The following is a 12,811-nucleotide window of genomic DNA, read 5'->3' as shown; positions in this document are numbered from 1 at the left end:
TTCCGACACAGAGTGGACGACAGACATGAGTGACCAACCGGTCCTGCTGGTGGTGTACGACACCGGCAGCCTGGCCCCGACCCGGCTGGCCGAGGCCGCGCGGCAGGCGGGCTGCGCCCTGGTGTTCGCCACCGCGGACACCGAGCACGCCCGGGAGATGATCCCGACCCTCCGGACGGTCGGCACGGTCGTGGACCTGGCCGGCCGGACCGAGGAGGAGACCGTCACGGCCCTCAAGGACCTCGGTCTCACCGGCATCATCACCTTCAGCGAGTTCCAGATCGCCCGCACCGTCCGGCTGGCCGCCGCGCTCGGGCTGCGCTACCACTCTCCCGCCGACGTGGCCGCGATCACCCACAAGGACCTCCAGCGCGAGCGCTTCGCCGAGGCGGGCGTGGACGCGGTGCGCTTCCGCACGGTCACCTCGCCCGAGCAGACCGACGAGGCCCTGGCGTACGTCGGGCTGCCGGCCATCATCAAGCCGGTGGTCGGCGCCTCCAGCCGCAACACGCAGGCCGTGACGACCGAGGAGGAGTGCCGGGCGGCCATCGCCGAGTGCTTCGACGCCTCCGGCGGCGGTCCGGTCGAGACCGCGGTGATGATCGAGGAGCTGCTCGTCGGCCGTCCCACCGCCGCCCCGTGGGGCGACTACATCGCGGTGGACTGCGTCGCCGACGGCGACGACGTCCGCCCGGTCTTCGTCACCAGCAAGTTCGCGCTCGCCGAGCCCTTCCGCGAGCGCGGCGGCTACGGCGGCTTCTCGGTCGTGTCCGAGGAGGACGAGCGGGCAGTACGGGACCTGGCCTGCCGGGCCGTGCGCGCCCTGAACATCCACGGCGTCGCCGACGTCGAGATCAAGCTGACCGCCGACGGCCCCCGGGTCATCGAGGTCAACGGCCGGCTCGGCGCCTGGGTGGACGACCTCGCGGTCCGCTCCGGCACCTCCGACCCGGCGTACGTGGCGGTGGCGGCCGCGCTCGGCCTGCCGTACGAGACGCCGGACGTCAAGAAGGACGGGCCGGTCGCCTTCCACTACCTGATCGTGCCGCCCGCCGGTGCGCGCAGCGTGCGGGGCATCCGCAACGTCACCGCGCTGCGCCGGCTGCCGAACGTCGACCGGGTGGCCGTGCTCATCGAGCCCGGCGCCTCGGTGGACTGGCGGATCGGCGCGCGCGGCAACACGGCGGCGGTCATCGGCTCCGCCGCCACCCACGAGGAGCTGGCCGCGACCGTGGCCGCCATCGAGAGCGTCGAGTGGATCGAGTACGCATATGAGTGAGCCGTACGAGCCGGTGAACGGGCCGCGGGGCCTGTTCCTGGTCTTCGACCTGGACGGGGTCCTCGTGGACACCCAGGACGCCGAGAACGGCGGACTCGCCCACGTGGGCGAGCTGATGGGGCTGGCGCTCGACAAGGAGCGGCGGGACGAGCTGTTCTCCGGCAAGAAGATGCAGGAGTGCCTCGACCTGATGGAGGAGCTGACGGGCACGCCGCCGCCCGCGGACGCCATGCCGATCGCACGCGCCAAGTGCGAGGAACTGATCGGTGACCACCTCGAACCGATCGACGGCGTGGCGTACGCCCTGGACCGCCTCGCCGCCCTGCCGGGCGTGGCCGGGATGTGCGTGGCGTCCAACAGCCCGCGCGAGCTGATCGAGCGCCGGCTCGCGAAGGCCGGCATCCTGCACCACTTCGCCGGCCGGCTGTTCTCCGCGTACGACGTGGACGCCTGGAAGCCCGACCCGAAGCTGTTCCTCTGGGCGGCGGAGATGTCCGGCGCAGCCGCCCTGGACTGCCTGGTGATCGAGGACAGCCCGGTCGGCGTGGACGCCGGGCTCGACGCCGGGATGCGGGTCCTGCAGTACACCCCCGACCGCGAGCTCGGGGCGCACCGGGCGGGCGCGGAGGTGTTCCGCTCGATGCGGGACCTGCCGGGCCTGGTGGCGGCCACGGTCGCCCAGCGAGCCGTACCCACCGCGGCGCACGTCTTCGCCGCTTCCGCCGTCGCGACCTCTGGAGGGACCCGATGAACACCCCCGCGAACTCCGCCGCCCCCGCGCGCGAGGCGCGCAAGGTCATGGTGCTGGGCGCCGGCGACATCGGCCGCCAGGCGTTCCACGCGCTGGCCCAGAGCGACCCCGCGCGCGAGCTGCGACTGGTCGGCCGGGACGAGGAGGCGGTGCTCCGCGCCACCAACCTGGCCCGGTTCTGCGCGATCCAGCGCGGCTACCAGCCCCGGGTCAGCCACGCGCTCACCGATCTGCGCGACGTGGCGCGCACCGCCGAGCGGATCGCCGAATTCCGCCCGGACGTGCTGTTCCTGGCGGCGAGCTACCAGTCGTGGTGGGTCATCTCGACCCTGGAGCAGTCGGCGTTCCAGCGCCTGTACGCCGCCAACTACGGCCCGTGGCTTCCGATGCACCTGGTGCCGGCGATGAAGGCGATGGAGGCCGTCCGGCTGTCCGGCGTGAACCCGGTCGTCGTCAACGCCGCCTACCCGGACGCCGTGCACCCGGCGCTCACCGCCGTCGGCCTCTCCCCCGACCTCGGCATCGGCAACGTCGCCAACAACGTGCCCGGCATCACCGCGGCCGTCGCCGACGAACTCGGCCGCCCGGTCGGCGACGTGGAGGTGCGGCTCGTCGCCCACCACTACGTCTCGCACCGCCTGTCCCGCACCGGCAACAGCGGTCCGGCCGGGATGGGCCTGGGCATCCGGTTGGACGGCCGCGACATCACCGCCGAGCTCGACGTGCCGGCGCTCCTGAACCGGCTGCCCGAGCGCTACCGGCGCACCGGCGGCATGCCCGGCCAGGTGATGACGGCCGCCTCCGCGCTCAGCGTGCTCGAACCGCTGGCCGACGGCCGGGCGGCCCTGGTCCACGCCCCGGGCGCGGGCGGCGCGGTGGGCGGCCACCCGGTCGCGATCGCCGCCGACGGCTCGTACGAGATCGTGCTGCCCGACGGCATGACCAGGGAGCAGGCCGACGCGATCAGCCTCTCCGGTCAGGTGCAGGACGGCATCAGCGAGATCCGCGACGACGGCACCGTGGTCTTCGAACCCTCCGCGATGGCGATCATGACGGAGGAACTGGGGTACGACTGCCAGGAGATGAAGCTGTCGGAGGCGGAGGACCGGGCGCAGGAGATCGCCGACCGGTTCGCCGACTACCGGGAGCGCACGTCGGCGACCGCAGCGGTCGCCTGAGCACGAGGAGGGATGCGCACAGTGAGGCTACTGCTGCTCGGCGGCACCGACTTCGCGGGCCGCGCGGTCGCGGAGGCGGCCCGGGACCGGGGCTGGGACGTGACGGTCTTCCACCGGGGCGAGCACCCGGCGCCGCCCGGCGTGACGGTCCTGAACGGCGACCGTACGGAACCCGGCGGGCTCGCCGCGCTCGCGGAGGGCAGCTGGGACGCCGTCGTGGACACCTGGTCGGCGGCGCCGCGGATCGTCCGGGACTCCGCGCGGCTGCTCGCGGAGCGGGCCGAGCGGTACGTGTTCGTGTCGAGCCGGTCCGTCTACACCTGGCCCATCCCGGCCGGCCTCGACGAGGACGGCCCGGTGGTGGACGCCGACCCGGACGCGGACGCCACGGACTACGCCGCCGACAAGCGGGGCGCCGAGCTGGCCGTGCTGCGCGAGTTCGGCGACAAGCGGTCCCTGCTGGTCCGCGCCGGTCTGCTGCTCGGTCCCCGGGAGAACTCCGGCCGGCTGCCCTGGTGGCTGAAGCGGATCGCCCTCGGCGGCCCGCTGCTCGCGCCCGCTCCCCGGGACACGCCGCTGCAGTACGTGGACGTGCGCGACATGGCCGCGTGGATCCTGGACGCCCTGGAGTCGGGCCTCAGCGGCCCGTACGACATGGTCAGCGCTCCGGGCCACACCACGATCGGCGAACTGCTCGACGCCTGCGTCACCGCGACCGGCGCCGGGACCAAGCTGGTCTGGGTCGGCCAGGACGTCCTGGACGCGGCGGAGGTGTCCGGCTGGTCCGACCTGCCCATCTGGTGCCCGCCGGGCGGCGAGCTGCACGACGCGCTGCACTGCGGTGACGTGACCCGTGCCCTGTCCACGGGGCTGCGCGTCCGCCCGGTGGCCGAGACGGTCGAGGACACCTGGGCGCAGCTGAACGCGACGGACGGCGACTGAGCCGCCCCTCCGCGAAGGCAGCCAGGCCCCGCAGGGTGATGTCCCTGCGGGGCCTCGCCATGCGCGATGATCAACTGAGCCCGGAATCACGGGAATCACGGGAATCACCGAGCGAACGACGGGGAGTCGCACGATGCGTGTGTTGTTGATGGCCTACGGGTCCCGAGGCGACGTCGAGCCGATGGTCGCGCTCGCGCTGCGGCTGAAGGAGTCCGGCGTGGAGGCGCGGGTGTGCGCGCCGCCGGACTTCGCGGGGCTGCTCGCCGAGGCGGGCATCGCGTCGGCGCCGATCGGCGACCCGCTGCGCGCGATGGTGAAGGGCGCGCTGACCGGGAAGGCGCCGCTGCCGGACGGGGGGCTGGCGCAGCGGGCGGCGGCGCTGGTCGTCACGACGTACGAGGCGGTGCTCGCGGCGGCCGCGGACTGCGACGCGGTGGTGGCGACGGGCCTGCTCCCGGCCGCGGCCGCCGCCCGCTCGGCGGCCGAGAAGCTGGGCATCCCCTATGTCTTCACGGCGTACTTCCCGGCCTATCTGCCGTCGCCGCACCACCCGCCGTTCCCGCGCCCGGGCCGGCCGTTCCCGCCCGGCGAGACCGACAACCGGGTGCTGTGGGACCTCGACGTCGAGAACATGAACGTGCTGTTCGGCACCGGGCTGAACGCGCACCGGGAGACGGTCGGGCTGCCGCCGGTGGACCACTTCCGCGACTTCGTGCTGACCGACCGGCCGTGGCTGGCGGCGGACGCGACGCTGAGCCCCTGGGCGCGGCCCGCGGACCTCGACGTGGTGCAGACCGGCGCGTGGCTGCGGCACTCGGCCGAACGCCCGCTGTCGGACGGCCTGTCGGCGTTCCTGGACGCGGGCGAGCCGCCGGTGTACGTGGGCTTCGGCAGCATCCCGATGCGTGACGCCGAGGACGTGGCGAAGGCGGCCGTCGAGGCGGTGCGCGCGCGGGGCCGCCGGGTCCTGCTCTCCCGCGGCTGGGCCGATCTGGCCCTCGTCGACGACCAGGACGACTGCTTCGCCGTCGGCGAGGCCGACCACCACGTGCTGTTCCGCCGGGTCGCGGCCGTCGTGCACCACGGCGGCGCGGGCACGACGACCACGGCGGCCCTGGCCGGCGCGCCCCAGGTGGTCGTGCCGCAGATCGCGGACCAGCCGTACTGGGCGGGCCGGGTGGCCGGCCTGGGCATCGGCGCGGCCCACGACGGGCCGAACCCGACCTTCGCGTCCCTGTCGGCCGCGCTCGGGACCGCCCTGGCCCCCGAGACCCGCGCGCGTGCGGCCGCCGTCGCCGGGTCCATCCGTACGGACGGGACGACGGTGGCCGCACGCCTGCTCCTCGACACGATCGGCCGGGGGTGAGCCTCAGACCATGCCCTGGGTGAGGGCGACCGAGTCGGGCACGCCGATCACGTCCGGCACCGTCCGCGGCATGAGGCCGAGGATCTGGTGGATGACGTACTCGGCCGACATCATGGCGCCCTCCTGCCAGCCGGGCAGCGGGGAGATCTGGTCCCCGGTGACATGGAACAGGTCGCCGCCCTCGGGCTGGAGCAGCCTGCGGTACGCCTCCTTGTGGTCCTCGCGGTCCGGCTGCCAGTCGGCCCAGCCGCCCAGCTGATAGGGCACCTTGTGCCAGGCGACGCTGATGCCCTTGTCCTCCGGGACGAGGGCGGTGTCGCGGAACTCGGGATGGAGTTCCGCGGCGCCCTGGCGGGCCTGGCGCAGCCGCTCGGCGGGCGGGAGCGCGCCGAAGCGGGCGGCCGCGTCGGTGAAGTTGTAGGCGCCGACGAGGACGCCGCCGGCCGTGAAGAAGTCGTGCGACGGGTACCAGATCTGGGTGATGTCGTGGGCCGTCCAGCTGATGCCTCCGTAGATGTCCGGCGCGTTCCCGGCGCCGGGCTCGCCCACCAGATCTCCTTCCCAGAAGCGGCGGTTGGCCTGCCAGCCCACCTTGCAGGTCTTCGCGAACTCGACCACCCGCAGCGCCGTCTCGTACGCGGCGGAGAAGCCGCTGCGCCGCACGCCCCGGAACACCGGCACCGGGATGCTGCTGACGCAGTACCGGGCGGTGGCCTGCCGCTCCTCGCCGTCCACGAGGTAGCCGACGGTGACGTCGGGCCCGGCCGTGCCGGCCGGGTGCAGCGCGACCTCGGTGACCTCGGCGCCGAGGACGATCGTCGCTCCGGCGCGCCGCGCCTCCCGGGCGAGGGCCATGACGACGTGGTCCATGCCGCCGACCGGCTGGAACATGGTCGCCTGCCACTCGTAGTCGAGCGGCTGGTAGAAGCGGGTCTTCCAGAAGCCCGAACCGACGAGTTCCTCGAAGGTGAGCGGCGGGGCGGGGACGGGTACGGGCTCCTCCTCGGCCGGGTCGTGGAGGTAGCCGGAGCGCTGGGCGACGGAGTACTTGCCGTCGGCGTCGAGCGCGCCGAAGATCCGCAGCAGGTCGCGCACTTCGGCGGTGAAGGCCGCCCCGTCGCCGTCGTCGGCACCGTCGGCACCGTTCGGGCCGCCTCCGTCCAGCGTCTCGGCGAGCTTCGCCGCGAGGTGGCCGCGGATGTCGTTGGCGACCCGGCGGTTGGGCAGGGCCCGGGCCAGGTGGGGCGGGCGGACCAGGTTGGCGGTGGTCTCCATGACGTACGGCTGGAGGGCGACGCCGAAGTCCCGGCAGTAGGTGAGCACCCGGCGGTGGTGGTGCGGGATGCGGCCGGGGCCCAGGTTGAGGTAGAGCCCCTCGTCGAAGCGGCAGGTGTGCGTGGGCACGGGCCGGCCGGTGCCGTCGTCGAGCTCGTACAACCGGTCGCCGTTGCGCGCCGTGCGGTTGCGGCCGCCGACCCGGTGCTGTGCCTCCAGGACCGTGCAGTCGTAACCGAGCGTGCTCAGTTCGTACGCGGCGGTGAGGCCGGAGACTCCGGCGCCGAGGATCAGCACCTTCTCGCCGCGGCGCGGCGGCTCGGGGTAGCGGGGCGGGCCGGTCCAGCCGGTGGCGGCGGGCCCGGCGGCGCCGGTCATGGCCCGGTACAGGGCCTTCGCGGCGGCGGTGCGCGGGACGGCCGGCGCGGTGGACGGCGGTATCGCGGATTCTTGGGCAGCAGGCATCTCGGGGCCTCGATACGTGGGGTGTGGCAAGGGGAAAGGGGCGCTCCGGCCCGGGGATCGGGCCGGAGCGATGAGGTGTGCGGCGGGAGCGTCAGCCCGTGCCGCCGCCGGGGAAGCGGCGCTTCGAGCCGCCGGCGAACGGGGTGCCACCGCCCGGGAACCGCCGGGCCCCGGCGGCCGCGGGAGTGCCGCCGCCGGGGAACCGGCGGGCGGCCACGACGGCTGCCGCGACCAGCGCCGGCAGGACCAGCACCTTCACTGTCGTGCGGAACGTTGACTTGGCCTGGCGCATGTCGATCCTCGGGTTCGTCGTGACGGCCGGTCGGCCGATCTGACGTCTTCAGTCTCGGCCGGGGGCTGTCCCAGGCGCCTGATCCTCAGGTCCCACACCGGTCCCACCTTGCCCACAGGGCATGACGGCCCGCACCAGGGTGCCGACACCCGTGTTGACCAGCTCGAACGTGCCGCCGAGCTCCTCCGCGCGGTCCGCCATGGAGCGCAGGCCGACGCCTTCGCCGCGCTCCCGGCCGATGCCGTCGCCGTTGTCGAGGACCTCGACGGTGACCGCCGAGTCCGCGAGCACCACCGTGGCCTCGGCCCGGTCGGCGTGGGCGTGCCGGACGGTGTTGTTCAGGGCCTCGGCGGCGATGCGGTAGACGGCGACCTCCACCGCCGCCGGGAGCTTGGGGAAGGGATCGGGGCGCAGGGCCACCGTGATCCGTACGGTACGGCCGAGCTGCTCGGCGAGGCGTTGCAGCGCGCGCGGCAGGTCGGCGTGGTCGAGGGCGGCCGGGGCGAGGCCGACGGTGATGCGGCGCAGTTCGTCGATGGCGCGGCCGATGCCCTCGGAGACGGCGGTCAGCGAGCGCAGGGCCTTGGGTTCGGCCGGTATGGCCGCCCGTACGGCGTCGACCTGGAGGCGCAGTCCGGAGAGCGCGGGTCCGAGCCCGTCGTGCAGGTCGTGGCGGAGCCGGCGGCGTTCCTCCTCGCGGGCCAGGACGATCTGCTCGCGGCTGGTCTGCAGTTCCTCGTAGAGCCGCAGGGAGGCGATGGCGGGGGCGCTGTGGTCGGCGAGCAGCCGGACGGCCTCGCGGTCCTGGTCGTCGAGGGCGAGTTCGCCGTGCCGGGGCGGCACGAGGAGGTGGCCGATGTCGTTGCCCTGGTAGACGAGCGGGAAGGTCTCCTGGGCGGTGCCGGGGTCGCCGCGGCGGGCCAGTTCGCGCGGCCCGTGCTTGGTGCTGATGACGAGCCGGGCGCCGGGCAGGCGCAGGGTGTGCACGACGGTGTCGCACAGCAGCCTCGGCATGTCGCCGGGGTCGAGGGCGTGCCCGAGCTGGTCGGCGAGCTGGCGCACGGCCTGGTAGGGCTGGGCGCGGCCGCCGTAGTAGTAGCGGTCGACGAGCCGGGCGGCGGCGTGCGCGGTGGGGCGCAGCAGGATGCCGACGAGGAGGGCGGCGGTGGCGATGAGCGCGGTCTTGGGGGTGGTGGAGCCGGGCACGAAGTACGACAGGACGAAGGCGCCGGTCGCGTACACGAGGAACAGCACGAAGGTGAGGACGAGGGTGGTGAGGATCCGCCGTCCGGCCCGGTCGAGGACCCAGGTGCGCTCGCGGACGTGGATGTAGCCGAGGGTGGCGGGCCAGGCGGCCGCGGCGACGTAGAAGGCGATGACGGTGAAGCCCTCGGGCGCGTCGGCGAAGCGCTGGACGTACAGGATCGTGATCCACAGCCCGTACGGCACGACGAGGATGGCGTAGGTGCGCTCGCGTTTGTGGGTGTACGGCCAGCGCAGGGCCATGAGCAGCACGGCGAGGGCGACGATGGCGGGCGGCACCCAGGCGGTGGCGGTGTCCATCCAGGGGGTGAGCAGGTCCTGCAGCCAGGTCCAGGCGCCGCCGGTGAGCGTGGTGGGGCGGCCGTAGTAGACGGTGCCGGGGTAGGCGAAGTGGTAGTACTGCTGCAGGAAGCTCCAGAGCGCGATGACCACGACGTAGGGGCGGCCCCAGAAGCGGGGCAGCCGGCCGGTCGGCAGCCACAGCGGCAGCGGGTAGATGACGACGCCGAGCAGCGAGTACGTCAGCAGGGCGAAGACGAGGACGGCGGCGAAGACGCCGGGGCCGACGCCCGCGAGCACGGCGACCAGCGAGATGGCCTGATCGAGCGTCAGGGTGCAGCCGGCGGCGAGCAGCAGCCGGCCGAGGTTGCGGGCGGAGCGGCGGGCGGCGAACACCATGCCGGTGAGGGCGAGGCCGAGGCCGAGCAGGACGTGCGAGCCGGCGAGGTAGAGCCGGACGTGCCGGAGGTCGGGGTCGCCGAAGTGGGTGAGGGTGAGTCCCGCCCAGACGACGCCGGCGAGCATGGTGACGACGCACACGACGTAGGCGGGCACCATGTCGGGCCTGGTCCGCGGGAGTCGGGTGCGGCTCGTCCAGGAGGCGTCCCCTGTCCGTGGGCGGCCTGCGCGCATGTCGGCCTCCTCCCCGCCCGTTCGGCGATGGTCTTTCAGTCTCGTGCGCGTGGGGTCCCGGGCGCATGGGCCGGGTGTCCCGGCCGGGTCCCGGTTTCCGCCGGGTCCTGGGTCACGGCCCCAGGTCACCGCCTGGGGCCTGTCCGGTGGATCATGGCCGGACAGGCCCTAGGTCGCGGGGGTGCCCGGGGCGTCCTCGCCGAGTCCGGCGTCGCGGGCGCGGGCGACCGCCTCGGCGCGGGAGGTCACCTGGAGCTTGTCGAAGACATGGGTGATGTGGTTGCGCACGGTCTTCTCGGAGAGCACGAGTTCGCGGGCGATGCGCCGGTTGTCGTGGCCGCGGGCGATCAGGTCGAGCACCTCGACCTCGCGGGAGGTGAGCGCCGGGAAGAGCTGTTCGGCGTCGCGCATCCGGCTGCCGGAGAGCAGCGGGGAGAGCCGGGCCGCGATGTCGGAGCCGATGACGGCGCCGCCGGCGGCCACCGTGCGCAGGGCGCTGAGGACCTCGTCCGAGCCGGCGCCCTTGACGACGTAGCCGCGGGCGCCGGCCTGGAGTGCGGCGAGGAGGCTGGCGTCGTCGTCGGACATGGTGAGCATGAGGACCGGCAGTCCGGGGTGTTCCTCGGTGAGCCGCCGGGTGGCCTCGATGCCGGAGACGTCGGGCAGCGAGAGGTCCATGACGACGACGTCGGGCTGGTGTTGCGCGACGGCCTCCGGCACCTCGGCGGCCGTCGTGGCCTCGGCGACGACCAGCGCGCTGCCGGTGCTCTCCAGGGCGGCCTTCAACCCCTCGCGGAACAGCGGATGGTCATCGACGATCAGGACGCGGGGAACGGAACGGTCATCTTCGCGCACGAGCGGACACTACCAGTAACCGATCATGACGGACGGTAGTGTCCCGCGTCCCGGTTCCCCGGGACCGGGCGCGTGTCGGGCGCGGGCGGGGGCGTGAACGGGGCTTGCGTCTCATGCCCTTGGGAGCTCCGGCCGGAGACGGTGACAGGGCAACCCCCCACTCCCCCGGAGTCGGAACCATGTGCACCACCACTTTCCCGGCGCTCGCCCTGGACCGCTTCGTCCAGGCCGGGCCCGTGCACCTGACCTTCCAGGTCCGCCACGGCGACGGCCCGGCGGCCGACGCCGAACTGGCCCTGGCCGCGCAGCGGACCGGCGCCCGCCGCATCGCCGTCCTCGCCGTCCCGGCGCTGCCCGCGGCGCACCTCGCGCGCGTGCTGCGCGCCCTGGAGCCGGCGGCCCCCGCCGAGGTGTGGCACCCCGCCACCGCCCCGCGCACCGTGCCCGACGGCACGGCGGTCGTGGCCCTCGGCGGCACCCGGACCATCGAGGCCGCCGACCGGCTCCTGCGCGCCGACGGCACCCCGCCGCCGCTGCTCCGGCTGCCGACCACGCCGCGCGCCATGGCGGACGCGGCGCTGTCGGCCGCCGGTCTGGCGGCGCCCGCGCCCGTCCTCGTCCAGGCCCGCCTGGAGTTCCTGGAGACGCTGGACGCGGCCGCGCTGCGGGCCGGGGTGTGCGCGCTGGTGCGGAACGTCCTGACGGTGGTCCCGGGCTCGTACGACCAGGTGGCCGCCCGGCTGCGGCGCGACGGCCGCTACGACCCGGCGACGCTCGCCTCGTTCCTCGCACTGTGCGGGGAAGTCCGGGCCACGCTGCTCTGCTTCGACCCGCTGGAGACCGGCCAGGCGGCGGCGCTGCGCTACGGGCGGGCCGTCGCGCGCGCCCTGCTCGCCCGCGCGCCCGAAGGCGCGCTCGCCCACGGTGACGCGCTCACCCTCGGCATGCTGGTCTCCGCGCGGGCGGCCCGGCTCATGGGGCTCCTGGACCCGGCCGCCGAACGGGCCCACACCGCGCTGGTGGAGCGGGCGGGCGGGCCGGTCGCGCTGCCCGCGGGCATCCGTGCCGGGGACGTGGTCGCGGAGCTGGTACGGGGCCCGGGGCGCGCGCCGCGCCAGCGGGGCGCCGCCGGCGCGGAGCCGGACCGGGCGCTCGTCCTGCTCGACGGCCTCGGCGCCCCGCACCTGGAGCACGGCCGCCCGTACACCCGGGTCGGCGCCGACGTGCTGCGCGAGGCGCTCGCCGCCCTCGTCCCCACCGAGCCCGCCACCACCGCGCCGGCCGCCACAGCCGCGCAGTCCACCGCCGCGCAGTCCCCGGGACCGGTACCAGGACCAGGACAGGGACCGGGACAGGGACCGGGACGGGGACCGGGACGGGACTCCTCGCTCATGCAGCTGGGGCAGCGGGCGCCCGAGAGTCGATGACAGAGCCCGCACCCCGCGGGCCGCACCCGAGACGGACCGGACGAAGGAGCACCGACATGCCCAGGATCACCTGGTCGAATCCGCACCACCGCGCCTTGCGCGACCGCGGTTACGCGCTCATCCACGGCGCCGACCTCACCGTCGACCCGACCGCGCGGGCCACCGAGCGGGCCCTGGCCGACGAGTGGAACCGCCTGGAGCCCGACCGCTACCTGAAGGACGGCGCGAGCTTCCGGAAGCGCCGCTACGCCCGCTTCCGGTATCTGCCGCGCACCCGGAGCATCCAACTCCTGGCCCACCGGCCGTACTTCCAGTCGGCCTCCGCCAATCGGTACGCCGGCGGCATCCACCGCGAGGTGGCCCCGCTCACCGCGGCCTCGGTGCGCAACGCCCTGCTCAACGAGCTGATCCGCTTCGACTTCGCCCAGTTCCCGGTGCCACAGGAGAGCCTGGACCAGCCGTGGGAGGTGGCCTGCCACCAGTTCCGCACCCTGGCCACCGCCCGCGAGGTGGGCGAGCCGACACCCGAAGGCGTCCACCGCGACGAGATCGACTTCGGCGCCATCCATCTGATGGACCGCAGCAACACGCGCGGCGGCGACTCCCGGGTGCACAGCGAATCGGGCGCCGTGCTCGCCGAGTTCGTGCTCGCCGACCCGCTCGACACGATGCTCTGGGCCGACCGTGACGTCCTGCACTCCGTCACGCCCACCGCGCCGGTCGATCCCGGCCGGCGGGCGACCCGGGACATCCTCATCCTCGGCTACACCTGCTCGCCCGGACTCCGCGCGAGCGACTGACAGGGA

11 protein-coding genes are annotated in these 12,811 nt (G+C 74.4%); 7 read left to right on the top strand and 4 right to left on the bottom strand.

From position 1 onward, the window contains the following. Nucleotides 1-25 precede the first annotated feature (25 nt). From ACFYU9_RS16190 to ACFYU9_RS16170, 5 genes are all read left to right on the top strand, one after another. Nucleotides 26-1,279 carry an acetyl-CoA carboxylase biotin carboxylase subunit family protein gene (locus tag ACFYU9_RS16190; protein ID WP_389213364.1) on the top strand — a complete coding sequence of 418 codons (1,254 nt, stop codon included), beginning with the start codon at nucleotides 26-28 and terminating at the stop codon, nucleotides 1,277-1,279. Next, nucleotides 1,272-2,030 (top strand): HAD family hydrolase, encoded by a 759-nt coding sequence (locus ACFYU9_RS16185; protein WP_389213362.1) that lies wholly within the window; start codon nucleotides 1,272-1,274, stop codon nucleotides 2,028-2,030. Before ACFYU9_RS16190 ends, ACFYU9_RS16185 begins: the two co-directional genes overlap by 8 nt. Then, nucleotides 2,027-3,208: a hypothetical protein gene (locus ACFYU9_RS16180; protein WP_389345120.1), complete on the top strand. Its 1,182-nt coding sequence runs from the start codon at nucleotides 2,027-2,029 to the stop codon at nucleotides 3,206-3,208. Before ACFYU9_RS16185 ends, ACFYU9_RS16180 begins: the two co-directional genes overlap by 4 nt. Nucleotides 3,209-3,229: 21 nt before the next feature. Further along, nucleotides 3,230-4,150, top strand: a complete 921-nt coding sequence (locus tag ACFYU9_RS16175; RefSeq protein ID WP_389213964.1) for an NAD-dependent epimerase/dehydratase family protein — start codon at nucleotides 3,230-3,232, stop codon at nucleotides 4,148-4,150. 133 nt (nucleotides 4,151-4,283) lie between these two features. Then, nucleotides 4,284-5,516: a glycosyltransferase gene (locus tag ACFYU9_RS16170; RefSeq protein WP_389345119.1), complete on the top strand. Its 1,233-nt coding sequence runs from the start codon at nucleotides 4,284-4,286 to the stop codon at nucleotides 5,514-5,516. A gap of 3 nt (nucleotides 5,517-5,519) precedes the next feature. On the opposite strand, the gene ACFYU9_RS16165 is transcribed toward ACFYU9_RS16170, so the two are convergent. The 4 genes from ACFYU9_RS16165 to ACFYU9_RS16150 all read right to left on the bottom strand — a co-directional run bounded on the left by ACFYU9_RS16165 (nucleotide 5,520) and on the right by ACFYU9_RS16150 (nucleotide 10,578). After that, nucleotides 5,520-7,256 (bottom strand): flavin monoamine oxidase family protein, encoded by a 1,737-nt coding sequence (locus tag ACFYU9_RS16165; protein WP_389345118.1) that lies wholly within the window; start codon nucleotides 7,254-7,256, stop codon nucleotides 5,520-5,522. A 91-nt stretch (nucleotides 7,257-7,347) separates the two neighbouring features. Continuing rightward, entirely contained in the window at nucleotides 7,348-7,548 is a 201-nt protein-coding gene (locus tag ACFYU9_RS16160; RefSeq protein ID WP_389213354.1) for a hypothetical protein, read from the bottom strand. Nucleotides 7,549-7,596: 48 nt separating this feature from the next. After that, nucleotides 7,597-9,723 carry a sensor histidine kinase gene (locus tag ACFYU9_RS16155; RefSeq protein ID WP_389345117.1) on the bottom strand — a complete coding sequence of 709 codons (2,127 nt, stop codon included), beginning with the start codon at nucleotides 9,721-9,723 and terminating at the stop codon, nucleotides 7,597-7,599. Between the two features lie 168 nt (nucleotides 9,724-9,891). Then, nucleotides 9,892-10,578, bottom strand: coding sequence for a response regulator (locus ACFYU9_RS16150; RefSeq protein ID WP_389345116.1), 687 nt, complete (start codon nucleotides 10,576-10,578; stop codon nucleotides 9,892-9,894). A gap of 179 nt (nucleotides 10,579-10,757) precedes the next feature. On the opposite strand from ACFYU9_RS16150, the gene ACFYU9_RS16145 reads away from it, so the two are divergent. Both ACFYU9_RS16145 and ACFYU9_RS16140 read left to right on the top strand, forming a co-directional pair. Then, the gene (locus ACFYU9_RS16145) at nucleotides 10,758-12,005 is read left to right on the top strand and encodes a hypothetical protein (protein WP_389345115.1); all 1,248 of its coding nucleotides are present in this window, start codon (nucleotides 10,758-10,760) and stop codon (nucleotides 12,003-12,005) included. A gap of 56 nt (nucleotides 12,006-12,061) precedes the next feature. Further along, nucleotides 12,062-12,805: a 2OG-Fe dioxygenase family protein gene (locus tag ACFYU9_RS16140; RefSeq protein WP_389345114.1), complete on the top strand. Its 744-nt coding sequence runs from the start codon at nucleotides 12,062-12,064 to the stop codon at nucleotides 12,803-12,805. Nucleotides 12,806-12,811 lie beyond the last annotated feature (6 nt).

The sequence above is a fragment of the Streptomyces sp. NPDC004327 genome (assembly GCF_042873935.1).
Taxonomy (GTDB): domain Bacteria; phylum Actinomycetota; class Actinomycetes; order Streptomycetales; family Streptomycetaceae; genus Streptomyces.
Note: the sequence above shows the minus strand (reverse complement) of the source record. Positions and strands in the feature narration are given on the sequence as shown.